The organism is Vibrio sp. R10-SG3-ISO3 (assembly GCF_059834225.1).
Map to the genome: position 1 here is coordinate 66,873 of NZ_JCBDHE010000048.1, position 19,605 is coordinate 86,477.

17 protein-coding genes are annotated in these 19,605 nt (G+C 50.1%); 9 read left to right on the forward strand and 8 right to left on the reverse strand.

Translation table 11 applies throughout. The annotated features are described in order from the left end of the window. Positions 1-84: 84 nt before the first annotated feature. Positions 85-2,136: a methyl-accepting chemotaxis protein gene (locus tag AC6R1A_RS15150; RefSeq protein WP_500631102.1), complete on the forward strand. Its 2,052-nt coding sequence runs from the start codon at positions 85-87 to the stop codon at positions 2,134-2,136. Between the two features lie 28 nt (positions 2,137-2,164). Here the strand turns inward: AC6R1A_RS15150 and AC6R1A_RS15155 are convergent, their stop codons facing one another. Further along, complete coding sequence (locus AC6R1A_RS15155) at positions 2,165-2,959, reverse strand: sterol desaturase family protein (protein WP_500633358.1); 795 nt, start codon at positions 2,957-2,959, stop codon at positions 2,165-2,167. 100 nt (positions 2,960-3,059) lie between these two features. On the opposite strand from AC6R1A_RS15155, the gene AC6R1A_RS15160 reads away from it, so the two are divergent. Both AC6R1A_RS15160 and nagK read left to right on the forward strand, forming a co-directional pair. Then, positions 3,060-3,812, forward strand: a complete 753-nt coding sequence (locus AC6R1A_RS15160) for a tRNA-uridine aminocarboxypropyltransferase (RefSeq protein WP_500633359.1) — start codon at positions 3,060-3,062, stop codon at positions 3,810-3,812. Between the two features lie 144 nt (positions 3,813-3,956). Then, entirely contained in the window at positions 3,957-4,865 is a 909-nt protein-coding gene (gene nagK, locus AC6R1A_RS15165; protein ID WP_500633360.1) for an N-acetylglucosamine kinase, read from the forward strand. Between the two features lie 121 nt (positions 4,866-4,986). Here the strand turns inward: nagK and AC6R1A_RS15170 are convergent, their stop codons facing one another. The 6 genes from AC6R1A_RS15170 to AC6R1A_RS15195 form a co-directional block, all read right to left on the reverse strand. After that, positions 4,987-5,253, reverse strand: coding sequence for a DUF2960 domain-containing protein (locus tag AC6R1A_RS15170; RefSeq protein ID WP_334555325.1), 267 nt, complete (start codon positions 5,251-5,253; stop codon positions 4,987-4,989). Between the two features lie 98 nt (positions 5,254-5,351). Then, positions 5,352-7,160 (reverse strand): bifunctional molybdopterin-guanine dinucleotide biosynthesis adaptor protein MobB/molybdopterin molybdotransferase MoeA, encoded by a 1,809-nt coding sequence (locus AC6R1A_RS15175; protein ID WP_500633361.1) that lies wholly within the window; start codon positions 7,158-7,160, stop codon positions 5,352-5,354. Further along, entirely contained in the window at positions 7,157-7,756 is a 600-nt protein-coding gene (mobA, locus tag AC6R1A_RS15180; protein WP_500633362.1) for a molybdenum cofactor guanylyltransferase MobA, read from the reverse strand. The genes AC6R1A_RS15175 and mobA overlap by 4 nt, the downstream gene beginning before the upstream one ends. Beyond that, positions 7,734-8,450 (reverse strand): energy-coupling factor ABC transporter ATP-binding protein, encoded by a 717-nt coding sequence (locus tag AC6R1A_RS15185; RefSeq protein ID WP_500633363.1) that lies wholly within the window; start codon positions 8,448-8,450, stop codon positions 7,734-7,736. The genes mobA and AC6R1A_RS15185 overlap by 23 nt, the downstream gene beginning before the upstream one ends. A 9-nt stretch (positions 8,451-8,459) precedes the next feature. Beyond that, on the reverse strand, positions 8,460-9,161 hold the full coding sequence (locus AC6R1A_RS15190) for an ABC transporter permease (protein WP_487901941.1): 702 nt from the start codon (positions 9,159-9,161) through the stop codon (positions 8,460-8,462). 6 nt (positions 9,162-9,167) lie between these two features. Next, positions 9,168-9,986, reverse strand: a complete 819-nt coding sequence (locus AC6R1A_RS15195; protein WP_500633364.1) for an ABC transporter substrate-binding protein — start codon at positions 9,984-9,986, stop codon at positions 9,168-9,170. Between the two features lie 235 nt (positions 9,987-10,221). Here AC6R1A_RS15195 and AC6R1A_RS15200 point away from each other — a divergent pair, with 235 nt between their 5' ends. The 3 genes from AC6R1A_RS15200 (at position 10,222) to AC6R1A_RS15210 (ending at position 15,377) form a co-directional block, all read left to right on the forward strand. Continuing rightward, positions 10,222-11,658, forward strand: coding sequence for a sigma-54-dependent transcriptional regulator (locus AC6R1A_RS15200; RefSeq protein WP_334555331.1), 1,437 nt, complete (start codon positions 10,222-10,224; stop codon positions 11,656-11,658). After that, positions 11,651-13,684, forward strand: coding sequence for a sensor histidine kinase (locus AC6R1A_RS15205; RefSeq protein ID WP_500633365.1), 2,034 nt, complete (start codon positions 11,651-11,653; stop codon positions 13,682-13,684). The genes AC6R1A_RS15200 and AC6R1A_RS15205 overlap by 8 nt, the downstream gene beginning before the upstream one ends. 100 nt (positions 13,685-13,784) lie before the next feature. Then, positions 13,785-15,377, forward strand: a complete 1,593-nt coding sequence (locus AC6R1A_RS15210; RefSeq protein WP_500633366.1) for an ABC-F family ATPase — start codon at positions 13,785-13,787, stop codon at positions 15,375-15,377. 143 nt (positions 15,378-15,520) lie between these two features. Here AC6R1A_RS15210 and AC6R1A_RS15215 read toward each other — a convergent pair whose 3' ends face one another. Then, on the reverse strand, positions 15,521-16,405 hold the full coding sequence (locus tag AC6R1A_RS15215; protein ID WP_500633367.1) for a formate dehydrogenase accessory sulfurtransferase FdhD: 885 nt from the start codon (positions 16,403-16,405) through the stop codon (positions 15,521-15,523). A gap of 290 nt (positions 16,406-16,695) precedes the next feature. Here AC6R1A_RS15215 and AC6R1A_RS15220 point away from each other — a divergent pair, with 290 nt between their 5' ends. The 3 genes from AC6R1A_RS15220 (at position 16,696) to AC6R1A_RS15230 (ending at position 19,604) form a co-directional block, all read left to right on the forward strand. Then, complete coding sequence (locus AC6R1A_RS15220) at positions 16,696-17,148, forward strand: DUF3305 domain-containing protein (protein WP_500631090.1); 453 nt, start codon at positions 16,696-16,698, stop codon at positions 17,146-17,148. Then, positions 17,138-17,671 (forward strand): DUF3306 domain-containing protein, encoded by a 534-nt coding sequence (locus AC6R1A_RS15225; RefSeq protein ID WP_500633368.1) that lies wholly within the window; start codon positions 17,138-17,140, stop codon positions 17,669-17,671. Before AC6R1A_RS15220 ends, AC6R1A_RS15225 begins: the two co-directional genes overlap by 11 nt. A gap of 199 nt (positions 17,672-17,870) precedes the next feature. Continuing rightward, a complete protein-coding gene (locus AC6R1A_RS15230) occupies positions 17,871-19,604 on the forward strand; it encodes a 4Fe-4S binding protein (protein WP_500633369.1) in 1,734 nt (577 codons plus the stop codon). Position 19,605 lies beyond the last annotated feature (1 nt).

Sequence of the window (19,605 nt, forward strand, 5' to 3'; positions counted from 1 at the left end):
CACATTCACTCCTGACACGTGGTTGTCATAATCACGTCATACACTACGCGCATCTAAACTTTTGTATGACGTCGGTTCCAAACTATGACTCAAAACAAACCCGCGACTGCGCACGCCAAACATCGTAAATCGTTATCACTGATTCAAACCATCAGTGCGGTGTTTCTCTCCATCACCATACTGGTGATCGTCCAGTCTGTCACCAGTGTGAAAGGCTTAGAGAGAGTGGACGCACAATTTCACCGCTTATCAAACCAAGCGCTGCCATTAGCGATGACAAACGCTAAGTTAACACAAACCATTTTAGACCAGCTCAAGCAACTGAGCTATGGCACACAAGTCGAGAGCCAAACGGAGTTGACGCAGATTCAAGAGCAGGTTGAACAGCGCATTAGCCAATCACACCAATATGCGCAAGATGTGTTCACTATTGCCAACGAGTTTGATCAAGCCATTTCCACTGAAGATCAAACAGCGCTGGCGGACAATATTGATCAACTGAGTCAGTTGACGCGACAAATTCTCGCAACACAAGCAGCCCTTCTTCAGCGTCAAGCGCAGATCAACACTGACGTCAGCGGTTTTCGTTATGGATTGAGTTCAATCGGTCCTGAAATGAACCGAATAAGCTCGTTTTTGGCGATAGACAACCCAGAATCAAGTGATGCGGCGAACCGATTTATTGCCAGTGCCAGCTCAATGGAGAGCACTTTTCTGGTATTGATGATGCAAGACAACTTGGATCAGGCCATGGACGAATACAAAGAGATGCGCAACCGGATCGCCGGCATCACCTTAGCGTACGATGACTTCGCTGAGTGGCACCCGGATGTGGTTGAGTTTGCCAGCTTGATCGCGCCGTATGAGATGGTTTTAGCGGGGTTTGAAGACGCTGGGGTCTTACAACAGATCCTAGACAAACTTGAACTCGCGGATACGCAAAGAGCGAACGTAGCAAAAGCGGCGGTATTGGCGAATCAAACCGTTACGCTTTTGAATCAGCTCTCAGACACATCCGAGGGGCTAATGAACGATAGCCAGGCGGTCGTCAACACGGCGATGAGTCAGATTGTCTCGACCATGTTGTTAAGTAGCGCCCTCTTAGTGACATTGGTGGTAGTCTCTTGGTTGGCACTGCGCAGCTGGACCAGTCGCGGCTTGAAGAACATTCTCGCTAGCCTCACCACACTCACAGAGCATGACTTTTCTCAATCGATTAGTTCAGTCGGGCCGTTTGAATTTAAAGAGATCGCCCGGAAGCTCAATCAAGTCGTTGCGTCAACCAATGAGTCTATTTCGACAGTGACACGCAACTGCGAAACCTTGTATCAAACCGCTGAAATCAGTCACAACGCCGCGGAGCAATCCAATCAAAGTTTGACTCAGCAAAACGAAGCGTTGGCGAGCATGGTGACCACGGTGACCCAACTAGAGGCATCGATTCGTGAAATCGCGCAGGTGACCAATGAATCTTACGGCGAGTCTCAAGCTGCAGCGCAGTTTTCAAGTCAAGGCGTCAACGCTATTGTCGATAATCAAGCCAGATTGCAATCACTAGAACAGACGTTAAACCTGAACGAGTCTTCGATGGTCGAGTTAGATAACCGCGTCAAACAGATCCGTGAAATGGTGGATATGATCGCCGGAATTGCAGAAAACACCAATTTGCTGGCTCTCAATGCTGCGATAGAAGCGGCAAGGGCAGGTGAGCAAGGGCGAGGCTTTGCGGTCGTCGCAGATGAAGTGAGGAAACTGGCTAGCGATACTTCTAAGCAAACCACGCAAATTAGTCAGCGTATGGGGGAGTTGGTCTCTGCGGCGGAGAAGTCGCGCCAAGCCGTTGCTGATACTAGAGCGGAAATGACCCACGCATTGGCATCGAGCGAAACGGTGAAACACACCTTTGCTGACATCGAACAAGCGGTTAACCAAATCAAATTGCGCGTCGAGCAGATCACGGTCGCCACTGAAGAGCAAGAACGCGCCACCGCTGATGTGAGTCAATCCATTACTCAGGTCTCCGATCAGGGTCAACAGACTAAATTGCAGCTGGAATCGATGGTTGAAAGCTCAGAGCAAGTGGCAGACATTGCGGGCCAACAGCAGACAATGCTGCATAAGTACCGCTTGTCCTGAGAAAAATAAGCGAAAGAAATATCGATAGTTAGGCTTTGGGGCGGCGAAAGGGCTGAGACAGCATTTTATCCAGCCACTGCTCGCGTGCTAGGTTGAAGATCGGTAAACCGATCTTCACTTCATCGTGGCCCAAAGCGGGCTGGTCGATATAAGTGCCAAACCCTCTATCCCATATTGAAAGAAAGAAGCCAAAGTTGGAGTGGGTCTCACGGGGGATGACTGAATGATGCACGCGATGCATGTCTGGTGTGACGATGAAGTGACGCAGCTTTCGGTCCCAATCAAGACGCAGCTTGGCGTTGCTATGATTAAACATCGCACTTGCATTGAGTAGCACTTCAAACACCACTACAGCAATCGGGGACACCCCCAGACCCAACACCAAGGCCATTTTAATCAGCATCGAAAGGAAAATTTCTAGCGGATGAAATCTCGCCCCGGTGGTGACATCGATGTCTTGATCCGAGTGATGCATGCGGTGCAATCGCCACAGCAAAGGGATGCGATGAAACAGGCGGTGCTGAATATAAATGGCTAAATCGAGCAGTAACACAGATAGGGCAACATTGAGCCAAGCAGGCACCTCCAGCCAATGCATGACGCCAAATTGATACTCGAGCGCGTACAAAGCAACGCCAAAAGCGAGGGTTGGCAGCAATAGGCTAAGAACAACAGAGTTAAACGCCACAAGCGTGAGGTTATTTAGCCAACGCACCGCTTTACTCTGGGTCAAGGTTTTACGCGGCACACACCACTCCCACAGCCCACACGCGAGCAGTACACCGATAAATACGCTGAGTCGAATAAATTGTGGGTCTTGCATGGCATCCTCTACATCTTCTACATCGGGAGTGAGTTTTGATTGAATCTCCCATCATGCTAGGTACACTCTAGCTCCCTAATTTGACCTTGCCAAACATTGTATGAGAGTTCACGCGTTTCATCGCTTATATCAACACCGATTAGACCGCTCAACCAAACCGTTTATTGCACGCGGCTGCAAAGTGGTGCGCTGCCCTTATTGCCAAGTGGCGCAGTCGTATTGCCTATGCGCGCATCAACCCAACATCGAGTGTGGCGTGCAGGTTTTGCTCATTGTCTCAGATAATGAAGTGTTCAAACCAAGCAATACCGGTCGGTTAATTGCCGATACCGTGCGTGAGACGCATGTCTATCAGTGGCAGCGCACGGAGCCCGATCCTGACATGCTCGCCCTCATCGCCGATCCAAGCAACGCGCCGGTGTTGGTGTTTCCAGATGCCTACGTAGACGATAGTTCTCGTTTAGTCACACCGGAATGGATTCAAAGCCAAAGCCTCAATCAACCGAATAAGACGCCATTACTGATTTTGTTTGATGGCAGTTGGCGAGAAGCGCGAAAAATGTTTCGCAAATCGCCTTATTTGGCGCATTTACCCGTGGTTTCGCTGACACCAGAAAGCGTGTCCCAATACCTGATTCGCCGCTCTGACAATGAGCAGCACCTCGCGACAGCAGAAGTAGCCAGCCTATTGCTGGCGCAACTGGGCGAAGTCAAGGCATCTCGCACACTGAGCGATTGGTTTTCGGTATTTCGTGAAGCCTATCTACTGACCAAAAGTCGTGGTTTGGGCGATGCCACTCGACCAGCGCTGAAACATTTCATCGAACAGAGTGAAAATGAGAATTCGCTCTAAAAGCCACGGTTTGAGTGGCGATTGTCTGCGCACCTGGTTTTAAGCGACAACTAAATCCGTCATCGGTCACGGAATGTAGGCGTAGCAATATGGATAATGAGTCGATTTATAAAATTGATAACATTGATTTCTGGGAGAGAAACCATGTACTACGGCTTTGATGTGGGTGGCACTAAGATTGAGTTTGGTGCGTTCAATGAGCAGTTAGAGCGTGTTGCAACCGAGCGTGTGCCTACACCAACCGATAACTATGAATTGCTGGTCGAGACCATCGCTGGCTTGGTGAGCAAATACGATGCGCAGTTCGGCTGCGAAGGCAAGATTGGCCTGGGTTTGCCAGGTATGGAAGATGCCGATGACGGCACCGTGCTGACCGTTAACGTTCCTGCAGCGAAAGGCAAACCGCTGCGCAGCGATCTGGAAGCGAAAATTGGTCGTGGCGTTAAAATCGAAAACGATGCGAACTGTTTTGCTCTATCAGAAGCGTGGGACGATGAGCTGAAAGATGAGCCTTCAGTGATGGGCCTTATTCTCGGCACCGGCTTTGGTGGCGGTTTGGTGTACGAAGGTAAAGTATTCTCAGGTCGCAACCACGTTGCGGGTGAATTGGGTCATATGCGTTTGCCTATCGACGCTTGGTTCCACCTTGGTGACAACGCCCCGCTGCTGGGCTGTGGTTGTGGCAAGAAGGGCTGTTTGGACAGCTACCTGTCTGGTCGCGGCTTTGAGCTTATCTACGAGCACTACTTCCAAGAGTCGAAAAAAGCGCTCGATATCATCACCGCTTACCAACAAGGCGAGAGCAAAGCCGTTGAGCACGTTGAGCGCTTTATGGAGCTACTTGCGATCTGTTTTGCCAACATCTTCACCGCCAATGACCCTCATGTGGTCGCACTGGGCGGCGGTCTCTCGAACTTCGAATTGATCTATGAAGAGATGCCAAAACGTGTGCCAAAATACCTACTGTCTGTGGCCAAGTGTCCGAAAATCATCAAAGCAAAACACGGTGATTCTGGCGGCGTGCGCGGCGCGGCATTCTTGAATATCAAGTAACGGATGGTCATAAAGAAATAAGAAGAGAGCTTGCCTAGGCAAGCTCTCTTTTTGTCAGTGGATTAATGGGTCGTGGTGTTTGCGGCTCATAGCAATTAAGTTAGTGAGCGCAGAGACGTCTCTACGACTTCTTTTTACCCACACCCAAGTTTTCTTTTTGCGCTAGGGTGATTTTGTCAAACCCTAACTTTCTGAAGTGGTTGTCGCGGTAGTTGCGCATCGCCTTGGTGTCAGAGACGGCTTCGATTTGCTGCTCCATTTTGAGATATGCTGAAATATCAAGACCTTCCGCTTCGGCGACGGCTTCATGAATATTGCGATGCTGCTGGTAGGAAAAAGTCAGGGTTTTGTCTTCACCTTTGTAGGTGTAGAGGATGGTACGCGCCATAAATCTTCTCTATATAAGTCACTAAAGCGTGGAGGCTTTGGTTAGCATCCACGCTGGCAAATCGAATCGTGATGCGATCATAAGGATCGTCGTTAGGGTTAGATTCTGCCTTGGAGTGGGAGGATTGTCACGCTTTCACCCACTTTAACCGTATCAACGCTGGGTGAAATCTCAATCAAACAGTTAGCTTCACTCATTGAGCGCAAAATGCCGGAACCCTGACTGCCAGTGGTGGCGACGCACAACTGTCCGTTGGCATTGATGTGATAGATGCCGCGGCTAAACTCGGTGCGACCAAGGCGAGAGCGTAAATTCTCAGTGGCAATGGCGGGCACCTTGAGTGGCTTCCAGCCGGTTTCGCCCTGCATCTTTCTCAGCGCAGGTTCAACAAAGTTAATGAACGACACCATCACAGCAACCGGGTTACCGGGCAAACCGAAAAATGGGATACCTTGCACTTGACCAAAGGCCAGAGGTCGCCCCGGGCGCATATTGATGCGCCAAAAATCGATGCTGCCTAATCGCTCAAGCGCCAGTTTGATAAAGTCGGCATCGCCGACGGACACGCCGCCAGAGGTAATAATCACATCGGCTTGGTTGGCCGCTTCAGCAATCACTTGTGTCATGGTTTGCTCATCATCCTCAATGATCCCTAAATCGATGATGTCGCAGCCTAACTGGGTAAGTAAACCAAACAGTGTAAAGCGGTTCGAGTCGTAAATGGTGTTGGCTTGCGCCGCGCAGCCTGGGGCTTGCACTTCATCGCCAGTGGAGAATATCGCCACTTTAAGACGGCGGTAAACCTCGCATTCGGCAAAACCGAGTGACGCCATCATACCCATCTCCGGCGAGTTGAGGCGCTGACCCGCATCAAACACCGCGCTGCCGATGTTTAGGTCTTCCCCGGCCATACGCACATTCTGGCCAGCTTTAATGCTCGCGCCTGCAAAGGTGACATTGTCACCGTCTGTTTGCGCTTGTTCACGCATCACCACAGTGTCGGCGTTGATTGGCACCGGAGCGCCAGTCATGATTTTGACCGCTTGACCAGGTTCGAGTGGGCGATCGTAGCTCGAACCTGCCAAGACTTGCGCCACAACCTGGTAGTGGCTGCGATTAAGATCGTCGCCGCGAATGGCAAACCCATCCATCGCTGAATTGGTGTACGCTGGTACATCGATCGGTGAGGTGACCGGTTTAGCCAATACGCGTTGGTAACTGCTCTGGATGGAGGCGGTTTCACGCTCTTCAATCGGGCTTACCGCGGCAAGTATGTTGGCTCGTCCTTGCTCAACCGAGAGAAACGCTGGCGAGAGGGCGTCGCAACTGGCCGGTGTGGATGCGCTTTGTTGGATACTTTGTCGGACGTGTTGTTGCGAGCTCTGCACAATATAGTCTTGAACAAACTGCGCAATACCATCGAGGTCATTGATATTAAGTGTGGGTAGCGAGGTGTCGAGTGAGTCGCTGTCCGAGGCCACGGCGATAATGTTGCTGTCCGTCGGGTATAGCCAAGGTTTTCCTACCGCTTCACGATGCAGTTCGATTTTGTTGAACGCAATGTTCTTACAGCCTTCCACCAAAATGACGTCGAGTGCGCTGCGATCGAATCGTTTAAGCAAATAGTCAAACTGCGCTTCTGCTTGCGGTGTTTCTGTCATCAGAGCGTAGCGATTGTGTGAAGCGATTAGCATTTGGCTGGCGCCCGCTTTACGGAGTCGGTAGCTGTCTTTACCGGGTTTGTCGACGTCAAAGTTGTGGTGCGCATGTTTGAGCATGCCGACGCGCAACCCTGCCTGGGTTAGTTTGGGCAATAAGGCTTCAAGTAGGGTAGTTTTTCCTGTGCCTGAGTAGGCAGCAAAACCAAGCACTGGTACGCCAAGCTCGGCATAAAACGATCTATTCATGAGGTAAGGTGTCCAAAACGCTGCAATTCTTCAGGGGTATTGAGATTGACAAAACAATCGGGCGAATCACTGAAATCGACCCATTTGGTCTGACACTCTTGGTAGAGGAGGATGATTTTGCGATCGCCTCGGCGTAAGAACGCCTCAAGCCTTGGCAGAACGGTGGTGTGAAACAGAGTAAAGACCGGTTGCAGATGATCGCCATCATGGGCGACCAAGATTTCAACGCCATCGTCAATCGCCTCACAAAAACGTTCCACCAGATCGAGATTGATCATCGGGCTGTCACACGGTACAAATCCTACCCAAGGGGATGAGGATTTCGCCAGTGCATAGTGAAGGCCGGCATGAATGCCACCGAGTGGTCCGGGGAAGTCTTTGAATTGATCCTCAAAAACCGGCGCCATCTGCCCGTAACGCTTAAGGTTGCGGTTGGCATTAATAGCAATCTGGGAGGTTTGCGTCGCAAGACGTTGGTAGACATGTTCAATCAACGGTTTATCGCTGAGCGTAATCAGCCCCTTGTCTTGTCCACCCATTCGGGTTGCTTGCCCACCCGCTAAGATAACCCAACTAGTTTGCGTTGGATGAAGCATAGTTATTCTCTTTTGCTTGTTCTGAAATGACGTGCAGCAGCGGCGATTCGATTAGCGTTGTCTTTTTAATCCACCACTGCTTACGGCACAAATTGGTTAGGGCATTTTGCTGGTGACTGGTGACGACGATACTCGAACCTCGATCTAATAAATCCTTCGCCATCAATACCAAACGCTCGATAGACGCTTGGTCGAGTGAGGCGCTCGGTTCATCCATTAACAGAATCGACGGTTTCAGAATCCACGCTCGAGCCATCGCCACTCGCTGCTTTTCACCACCTGAGAGCACCGAAATGTGCTCATCGGCCAAGGTTTCTAATCCTACCATGCGCAGCGCTTGAATAACTTGCGCTCGCTTGTCTTTTGCCGTTGCTTGCTGAAACTTTATCCCATACACCACGTTTTGATAGACGCTACCATCAAACAGATAAGGAGACTGATGCAAATAGATAACGTCACTGCGGCCAAGCCTTGGGAAGAGGCGTTGTAGCCAGTGATCGTTTTGTGCCAATACTTGACCTGTAGTGGGCTTGATTAAGCCCGAGAGAATTTTAAGCAGTGTCGTCTTACCGACGCCGTTGGCCCCTTTAAGGTAGATGGCGTCATTAGGGCCAATCGTCAGACGAGGAATGTGAAACAGCACTCGGTCTTTAAAGCGCATCGACAATTGGGTCGCGTTAAGTTTGATGGTCATAGTCGAGCCTTATTGATTTCTAAGATGGCCTTTGCCACGCATCGAAGTGAGTACAAAATTCAACGCCAGCGCCAAAGTAAGCAACACAATCCCCAGAGCTACCCCTTGCGCGAATGCGCCTTTATGGCTCTCCATCGCAATAGCGGTTGGGATGTTTCGTGTGATCCCCATGATATTGCCGCCAACCATAGTAGAACAACCCACCTCAGTCACAATCCGTGAGAAGGCCGCAATCGCCGCCGCCAGCAGAGGAAAGCGGGTTTCCCAAATCATGGTGGCGATGATACGTGGTATCGAGGCGCCAAGGGTGACGGCGGTTTCCACTGCGCGGCGATCGCTCGATTGAAGCGCGCCATGCATCATGGACACCATCACAGGAAAGCCGATCAGCATTTGCCCAACCACCATCGCTTTTTGGGTAAACAGCATTTGCCAATCGCCCAGTGGCCCCGCGCGTGACAGCAGCATATAGAGGAGCAGACCGATGACCACCGTTGGGATAGCCTGTAGAGTATTGACGATCGCAAGCAGCAGCCATTTGCCCGTGAACTCAGTATAGGCAAGCAAAAATGACAGCAAAATCGCCGGTAACAATACAATCGAAATAGCGCTGAGAGAGACGGAAAAGGAGACCGCAACGATCTCCCACAGCTCTTGATCAAAGTGAATAAGTAACGCTAGCGCTTCTAGCGTCGTTTGCCAAACGGTCATCGACGATCAGTTCTTCTCTGCATTGGCAACAAACAGTTGCTGGTTGTTGAGTTTGAACTCATTGATCAACGTTTGCCCTTGAGGATTAACCAACCAATCGCTGAACGCTTTTGCGCCTTGGTAATTAATACTCGGGTAGCGTTTGGGATTCACTAGAATCACCTGATAAGGGTTAAACAGCGCTTGGTCGCCTTGGTAAACGATGCTCAACTCAAGCTTGTTATTATACGCCAACCAAGTGCCACGGTCGGTCAGGGTGTAGCCTTGCATTTCATTGGCCATATTCAGTGTCGGGCCCATACCTTGGCCTACCGAGCGATAGCCACCAAAGTTAGGTTCCATCTCGGTTTGTTGCCAAATGCCAAGCTCTTTTTTGTGCGTGCCTGAGTCATCGCCTCGAGAGACAAAAGTCACGCCTGATGTTGCGATCGCTTTGAATGCATCCATCACGCTCTCTTGCTCACTGACTTTGGCCGGATCGCTGTCTGGGCCGACCAAGACAAAATCGTTGTACATTAACGCGCGAGGCAGCACGCCGTAGCCTTTGTTGACAAATGCTGCTTCGGCCTTGGGGGCGTGGGTCATCACCAAATCGACATCGCCGTTCTCGCCCATCTTCAGTGCTTTTCCTGTTCCTGCGGCAATCACGTCGACGCGATAGCCACTTTCTTGCTCAAACTTGGGCAAAAGGTAGTCGAGCAGTCCTGAGTGATAGGTACTGGTCGTGGTGGCTAAGCGTACATGCGAAGGTGAGTCGCTTGATTGCGCGGAGTAACTGACGATGGCTAAAGACGCCGATAGGGCGACGAGTGAGGTTGATTTCATGCTAACTGTCCGTAATTGTTATTGTCTTTATGGTTGCTCTCAAAAAATGAGGCGTGATCACTAAAATAGAATACGCTTAGTATGCAATTCAAATGCCATTGAATCATCTTATATATTTCAATAAGTTAGATTAGCGCAACGTGAGGTGGGACAAATTGTCGCACATAAAATAGGGCGAAAAGACCATTTGTTGATACACTCAAGCGCAATGATACCCAACACAGACACTGCGGTTATGCCAAGCTCACTCGATATGCAAAAAGCCAATCAATACCATGCCTTTTCGGTTCTTGTCGTTGACGATGAAGAGGGCATGCAGGCGATATTAAAAAAAGCCTTGAGTAAATGGTTCACGCGCGTCGACTGCGCCGGAAGCATTGAAGAGGCAGAGGGACTGCGCAGCCAACACCATTTTGATCTGATCATTCTCGACATCAATTTGCCGGGAAGATCCGGGATTGAGTGGGAAGAAGCGTTTGATGACGATGATAAACGTGCCGATGTGATTTTTATGACTGGCTATGCGGATCTCGATACAGCAATCAGCGCGTTAAAACTCGGCGCGTCTGATTTTATTCTCAAACCGTTTAACTTAGAACAGATGCTCGCCGCGGTGCAGCGCTGTATGAATAAGCGTTTGGCAGAGCGTCATCAATACGCGCTGAAGCGCGATGTTGCGCGGCACATCAAAACCGACATTGTCGGTGGCTCAGAAAAAACCAAGCAACTGAAACAATTGATCGCTCAGTTTGCGCCGTCTCGCGCTTCTGTACTTATTGAGGGTGAATCGGGTACGGGTAAGGAGTTGGTCGCAAGGGGGGTTCATGAAGCCAGTCAACGCAGTGGGCCGTTTGTGCCGGTGAACTGCGGTGCGATTGCACCTGAGTTATTAGAAAGTGAATTGTTCGGCCATACCTCGGGCGCGTTTACCGGTGCAAAGAAGAACCGAGAAGGTCTGTTTCGCGTGGCCAATGGCGGCACACTGTTTTTAGATGAAATTGGTGAGATGCCGCTCTCGATGCAATCGGCGCTGCTGCGGGTACTCGAGCAACGAACCATACGTCCGGTCGGTAGCGAGCGAGAGATCACGGTGGATGTGCGCGTTGTAGCCGCCACCAACCGCAACTTGCAAGAGGAGGTCGAAAAAGGGCAATTTCGCGCGGACCTCTATTATCGCCTCAATGTACTGAAAATCGACGTCGCGCCACTTCGTCAGCGTAAGCTCGACCTGATTGAGTTGATCCCCTTTTTCACGCGCATGTTGGCCTCTGAGCTTGGTATGCCCGATCCTAAGTGGGCGCATGAAGACATCGTCGCACTGAACGATTACGATTGGCCCGGCAATATTCGTGAGTTGAAAAACGTCATCGAGCGCTGCATTTTGCTCGGTAAGCCCCCAGCGCACTATTGGCGTGAGACCGACACTCTGCCTGTGCACAGCGCGATCAGTGTCAATGTGTCGACCGGCAGTGAACTGATTGACTTTGGTAGTGATAATCCACCCACCGGTTACCCCAATAACTGGTCACTTAAAGAGGTAGAAAAGGCGCACATTTGCCAAGTGGTCGAGTTGCATGACGGCAATAAATCGGCAGCGGCGCGCGATTTGGGTGTGGCGAGAAAAACGCTTGAACGCAAGTTTAAAGAGTGGGAAGACTCCGACCATGTCTAATCGCCTCAGCTATAAGTGGCGACGCCGTTTTCAGAGTATGGTGCGCTATCGGTTGATGTTTTTGACCTCCGCGCCTATCGCTCTGACGTTAATTGCCTTGATTGGCATTACTATCTACTGGTCTATTCAATACACTTGGCAGAGCGCGTTGGTGGATGTCTCTGAGCGACTTGGCGTGGCCAACAACAGCATCGAACTGATTCAAGAGAAGCAAGCCAATCACGTTAAAGCCTTTGCTGATTCTTACCAATTTCGTGTGCGTTTATCCAAGCGTCTCTCTCTGCATCAAAACAACGCCGATTTTATTTCATGGGTGGCGAGCAAAAAGCGCGATTACCAACTCGATTTTTTGCGATTTCACAGTGTCGATACGATTGAAGATAAGTTCCGTTTTCTTGATCTCACGCGGCGCGAATCCTTTTTTGACCTGTTGTCAAAACAAGAGCTTGAGATGCTCGGCGGCGATCTGAAAAATCGCGCTCAAGTGCCCATTCTTGGCAGTGACGATATTGTTAGAGAGGGGCTGATCAGTCGTACTGTGGTGCCGATTCATGATGATCAGGGCGATCTGATGGGATTTCTAGACGGCGGGTTACTGCTCAACAACAGTACCGTTCTGGTCGATCAAATTCGCGATCTCATTTATCCAACCAAACAAGATGCCTTAAGGCCGGTTGGCACCTTGACCCTGTTTCTTGATGATATCCGCGTCAGTACCAATGTACCGCTCGATAGTGAAGACCGCCTCGGCCGCGCCATCGGCACGCGCGTGTCTAATGAGGTGCGCCAAAGCGTGCTTGAGGACGGACAAGAGTGGGTCAATTTGGCCTTTGTGTATGACGCTTGGTACATCACCGCCTATCAGCCACTGCGCGATCAATACGATAACGTGATTGGCATGCTGTATACCGGTTACTTGCTGTGGCCATTTGTCATGACCTACATGACCAACATTGCTGAGGTGTCGATCATTACCGTGCTGCTTCTGATCGGGTCTGGGGTGATGGTCTATCGCGGCTCGCGCGATTTGTTCAAACCTATCGAGCACATTCACCGTGTCGTCAAATGGATTCAACTGGGTAAGGAGACCCGCATTGGCGATTTAGGGCTTGACGAAAACCACGAGCTGGCGCAACTGGCCAAGCAATTTGACAATATGTTGGACTTGCTTGAGAAACAAAAACGCCAGCTCGAGATGGCGGCGAGCGAGTTAGAAGGTCAGGTGCGTCAACGCACGGCCAGTTTAGAAGAGAAGACGCAACAACTGGAGCTGCATATCCAATTACTCAACCAAACCCGCGATAAGCTGGTGGTCAGGGAGAAGCTGGCGGCGCTCGGGGAGTTAACCGCGGGCATCGCGCACGAGATCAACAACCCAACTGCGGTGATCCTTGGCAATATTGAGTTGATTCAATTTGAACTCGGTCAGGAAGCCCATCGAGTCAACGATGAAATAGTGGCGATTCACGGTCAAATTGATCGGATCCGAAATATTACTCGCAGTTTGTTGCAATACAGTCGACAGGGCGGCGTGCAAGACGAAATCACCTGGCAGCATGTTAATCCCATCATTGAAGAGAGCATTACCTTAGTCAAGACGGGCAGTAAAAAGCGCCAAGTGACTTTTGAGACCGAGCTTTGTGCACACACGCCGGCTGAAGTGAATCGACATCATCTGCTGCAAATCTTGGTGAACCTACAGATGAACGGCATTCATGCGATGCAAGGGGAAGGGACGCTGATCATTCGCAGTCACGATTGGCAAGAAGAGGGGCAGATCCTTGGCGTCGTGATTCAAGTCGAGGATCACGGCTGCGGCATCAAGCCAGAAAATGTAACGCGTATTTTCTCGCCTTTCTACACCACCAAACGCGAAGGCACTGGCCTTGGGCTGTCGGTCTCGCAAAGTTTACTTAGCCAAACGGGCGGCGAGATCTCAGTCACATCAACACTAGGAAAAGGCAGCTGCTTTAGTCTTCACCTGCCATGCAAAGCAGATAACGGTATCAAGGTCGCCACCCTATAAAGCATCACACGACAGGAAAAGCGGTAAAAGGCTTGCAGTTGCCGCCTTGAGCAAGTAGTGTGGCGCCGTTTTTAACGGTTTCAAAAATAAGGTAACGATTGTGATATCCACCAACAACATCACGCAGCAATTTGGTGCTAAGCCGCTGTTTGAAAATATCTCGGTAAAGTTTGGCGAAGGTAACCGCTATGGCTTGATTGGCGCGAATGGATGTGGCAAATCAACCTTTATGAAAATCCTCAGTGGTGAGCTAGAGCCAACGGGCGGTAACGTCAGCTACGACCCGAACGAGCGCGTTGCTAAACTGAACCAGGACCAGTTCGCCTACGAAGAGTTCACTGTGATTGATACCGTGATCATGGGTTACAAAGAGCTTTGGACGGTGAAAAAAGAGCGCGATCGTATCTACGCTTTGCCAGAAATGACTGAAGAAGAAGGCATGCTGGTGGCCGACCTGGAAGTTCAATTTGCTGAAATGGACGGTTACATGGCCGATGCCAAAGCGGGTGAATTGCTACTCGCAGTGGGCATTCCTGAAGAGCAACATTACGGTTTGATGAGCGACATTGCCCCAGGCTGGAAACTGCGTGTGCTGTTGGCTCAGGTACTGTTTGCTGACCCGCACATCATGTTGCTTGACGAACCAACCAACAACTTGGACATCGACACCATTCGTTGGTTGGAAGAGACGCTAAACCAGCGTAACTGCACCATGATCATCATCTCGCACGACCGTCACTTCCTCAACTCTGTCTGTACCCACATGGCGGATCTCGATTACGGCGAACTGCGTGTCTACCCGGGTAACTACGATGAATACATGATGGCTGCCATGCAGGCGCGTGAACGTCTACTGGCCGACAATGCGAAGAAGAAAGCGCAAATTGCCGAGCTGCAAACCTTCGTCGCGCGCTTCTCTGCCAACGCTTCAAAAGCTAAGCAGGCCACCTCTCGCGCAAAGCAAATTGATAAGATTCAATTGCAAGAAGTCAAAGCATCAAGCCGTCAAAACCCGTTCATCCGTTTTGAGCAATCAAAAGAGCTGTTCCGAAATGCATTGGAAGTGGAAAACCTAAGCCAAGGTTTTGAATCCATGCTATTTGAAAACTTCAATGCGATTTTTGAAGTGGGCGAACGCGTCGCGATTATCGGTGAAAACGGTGTGGGTAAAACCACGTTGCTCAACACGCTTGCTGGCGTCCTTGAGCCGAAATCGGGGACTTATAAGTGGTCTGAAAACTCAAACCTTGGTTACTACGCCCAAGATCATGCGCATGACTTTGAAGAAGACATGAACTTGATGGAGTGGATGGGTCAATGGCGACAAGAGGGTGACGACGAGCAAGTGATTCGCAGCTTCTTAGGCCGTATGTTGTTTTCACAAGATGACATCAAAAAGTCCGTCAAAGTGCTTTCTGGTGGTGAACAAGGCCGCATGTTGTTGGGTAAATTGATGATGCATAAACCCAACATGTTGTTGATGGATGAGCCTACCAACCACATGGACATGGAATCGATCGAATCACTCAACAATGCGCTAGAGCAATACAAGGGCACCTTGTTCTTCGTCTCGCACGACCGCGTCTTTGTTGACTCTTTGGCGACACGAATCATCGAACTCAAAGACGGTAAGATCACTGACTTCAAAGGCACTTACGCTGAGTTCTTGAAAGCCAAAGGCATCGATGGCTAATGGACGATCCCTAGGATGACATCATCAATGCCATCCTAGATGAATGATAACGGCCGCTTCAGGTACTCTTTCGATAGAAAGCATCCTGAGGCGGCCGTTTTTGTAGGTCGCGTTGATTGATGTTGCTTAGAAGATTTAGAGTCTTAACGCGTCCCGCTACTCGTTTCCCCTTTGACATCAAACACCATTTTTTGCGCGCCGGTAAAGACCTGAAAACGAAGCCCTTTGGCGCGCGCAATGGTGGTGATGCCAAACTGCTCAGCAAGCTCTAACCCCATTTGCGTGACACCAGAGCGCGAGAGCAGAACAGGAATGCCCATTTGCGCGACTTTAATCACCATCTCAGACGTCAAGCGACCCGTGGTATAGAAGATTTTATCCTCGCCGGACTCTTGATTGATCCACATCTCACCCGCCAAGGTGTCTACCGCATTGTGCCTGCCTACATCTTCGACAAAAGAGAGCACTTGATCGCCCTGACAAATCGCGCAGCCATGCACCGCGCCGGCTTTTTTGTAGGTATCATTGTAATGGGTGAGCGCTTCTAGGGCTTGGTAGGTGGCGCTTTGCTTGATCGAGATTTGCGGGACTTGATACCCCTCCAGTTGCTTCATGACATTGCCATACATGGTGCCTTGACCGCAGCCCGACGTGACCGTCTTTTTCTTTAGCGCACCTTCAACGTGTTCAATATCCTCTTTGGTTACCACCGCAGCGGTGTGCGTTTCCCAATCGATGATCACCGACTCAATCGCGTCCGGGTCAGTGAGGAAACTCTGGTTTTTCAGATAACCCAATACTAACGATTCGGGTCTTGAACCGAGTGTCATCAGCGTGACCACTTCTTTCCAATTGAGCATCACAGTCAACGGACGCTCACAGGCGATCTGCTTAACGAGTTTCTCTCCGTACTCGTCATAAACGTCGACTTCAATCGTTTGCTGAGGGTTGGGTTGGGTTTTAATGATGTTGGGTTTCACGTCGACACGGCCTTTCGCATGGGTTTGTATTGTTGTTGAGACAAACATATAGCAATTTGCGTTCCTAAACTCTAGTGAGATCAATATTTAGAATACTCAACCTCATTAAGTACGATCGATGTGCACTCTGTTGTCTATGTTATTAGAGCGACTGAGGCATCGTGTCTCTTTGCGCACACATCAACGCTAGGTACGATATTTGCAGAGCGTTATTTTACTGTTCGTTCTTCAAGACTCGTCTTTTAAGAAATTAATAGTGGGTCTTGTCAGGCGAATAGATAATACGAGCGCCATTCATTTTCTCGAATGGGCTGATAACAATGATACGCTGGTGAACCATGTCAAACTCAATACATCGAATTAAAACCGAGGATAGCTGGCCCATCGCGAGCCGATTGGTGTCGCATGAAATTTCAACTGGGATTTGGTCAACCACCCAATGGCAACTCAAGGAGTTTGAGCTTAACCCCACCTCCGGTGAGCCATTTGTTAGCACGCTGCGCTTATTTAAAGATGAGCGCACGGACTATCGATTCAACTTAAGCGCTCAGCAACCCAAGCTATTCTTAATATTGGATGTTATGGAAAGCGATGAAACGCCAAAAATCGTGATGATCACTGCTTCGCAAAGTGTTGCGGGGCAATACATGGATGGCGATTACCTAGTGCTTTCCAACGCCATGCCACTGCCCGTCCAAGCGTGGATGGAAGCGTTTATCGGCCGACACGGCGAGCTACTCGAAGTGAGACGTAAGAAACGCAAAGGAGCAGGGCGCGCCAGTGGCAAGTAATTTTTTACAGCGTTGGTCCCAGCGCAAACTCGAGGACGTGAGAGAGGAGGCTCAACCTGTCTTACCGTCCGATTCAGAGGCGCAAGATTCGAACGATAGCGGAGCACAGCCGTCGACCAGTGGTGTTGAGGCGAAGCAAGATACGTCAGCGCCGGGTAGTTCGTCACATCATTCTCTCGATAAGTCCTCTGGCGACATCGCCGCACTATTGTCATCAGATGTAGAGCAGAGCATAAAAAAGCTCGCGCTAAGACAACTGTTTCAATCCGGCGCCTTTAGTGAAGTCGATAATCTCAATGATTACGATCATAACTTTAAGGCGGTCAAGAGCTTATCCAGCGATGTGGTGAGTCAATTGCGTGACTGGATGGGTGAACAAGATAAGGCATCCACCAGCGACCCGATAGAAGAACCGTCGCAAGCAGACACGTCATGCTCTGATCTTGACACGCATTCGGATGAAGAGCTCCCAGAGATCGCAGATCCCGTTAATGTGAGTGGGACAAAAGATCCCACATTGTAATAAGGGACATTTTGACCAAGAGATAAAGAAAAGGTGAGACAAATTGTCTCACCTTTTTTTATGGTCTTTAGCTGATCAGCACTAACTGTTTATAAAATAGAGCTAATTTACTGATTAATTTGAAATTATTTTTTGGTATGGCATTTGCTTTGTTCTGTTCCATCAAAATAAAACGATAATAAAACACTGGAACGCAGCAATGCATGATCACACACACGTGAGCAGTTACCCGGCGCAAGGTGGGGGAGGTCAACACCTGCCTAGCGAACTTGGCTTAAGGCAACTGCTCGAACAAAGTCAGTCAATCAATGGCCTAGCACGCGCCGCCGCCATTCAAAGCACGGTTGAGCTTGCCAACCTCATCCCACCCACCGTCAGTTATGAAAGCCAAGGCGATACGCTGATCATTGGCCCAACCGCCATTATCGAGAGCGCTGCCGAGCAGTTAACTATGATGGGCAGCGTTACTTTGCTTTCTACCGACGGAGAAGCGGGCACACATCCATCCCTTTACTTTACTCGCAGCGTGCGAGTAAGTGGGTTTCTCGGCGCATTTGAGGTGATGATCGAGAGTCAAGGCGGCGAAAGCAATCTCGCTGCTGCAACACTGGGCCGCAGTCAATTCGATATTGTGCTTGATCTCTGCTTAAGCAGTTGCATGAGTGAAGAAGTGCCGGTGCCGGGTTATTACCCTGTAGGCCGAGGTTACCCCAAACTGACTCAAGCGCTTGAAGAGATACCGACCTTAAAAGGCACCTTTGATAAGCCTAAATATTTTCGTCTCGATACCGACTTGTGCGCGCACAGCTCACGAGGTGTCAAAGGGTGTGAGCGCTGTGTCGATGCCTGTCCGGCAGGCGCACTTTCCAGCCAAGGGAGTGAGAAAACGGGGCATAAGATAGAGATTAATCCGTTTCTCTGCCAAGGGGTTGGCACCTGTGCAACCAGCTGCCCGACGGAAGCGATTCATTACGCGCTACCTAACCCGACACAAACGCAGACGTTTGTTGAGCGTCTATTGGCCAACTACCGCAAGCACAACGGCCAAGCGCCCGTCCTTCTATTTTGCAGTGAACGCCATGAAAGTTACAACGTCATAGCGCTTAAGCAGTTACCTGACAATGTTATTCCCGTCGAGTTGGAAGAGATCGCCAGCGTCGGTATCGATACGTGGTTTGCAGCATTGAGCAATGGCGCTTGCCAAGTGTTGTTTGCCGTCAGTCAGCACATGCCACAAACCATATTGCGCGTACTCAATAGTGAGATTGACACTGCTCAACGCTTTCTTGCGCAACTAGGGATTGAGACCTCGCGTATTGAGCTACTCTATATCGAGTCACTGCGCAGCACGATACCTCAGTTGATCACCGAGCCGTTAAGCATCTCTTTGGGTGAGATCAGTGGCAACAAACGTCAGCGTCTGTTTAGCTGTTTAGATGCCCTCGCGCAGCACTACCCGCCAAGCCAGGTTATCGCCGATGTTCCTGCTCATGCGCCTTATGGTCAAGTGAAGTGTGACAGCACTAAGTGTACCTCTTGCATGAGCTGCGTGGCGGTGTGTCCGACGCGCGCCTTACATACCGACGGTCAATCGCCCTCTTTGCAGTTTGTCGAGCAAGATTGCGTGCAGTGCGGCTTGTGTGAAAAAGCGTGTCCAGAGAGCGCGATTGAGTTCGAAGCGCGCATGAACTGGAATCAGCAAGAGCGAGAGAGCGCCAGAATCATTCACCAAGAACCGGCTGCCAAGTGTTTACGCTGTGAAAAGCCGTTTGCTCCTCAGTCTATGATAGACATGCTGCAATCCAAGTTACAGGGTCACTCACATTTCACCGATCAAGCAGCAATCAATCGTATTGCCATGTGTGAAGATTGTCGTGTCGTCGATATGTTTGAGTCGATGGCGAACGACCCGATGCAACAGCTCAACTATTAGG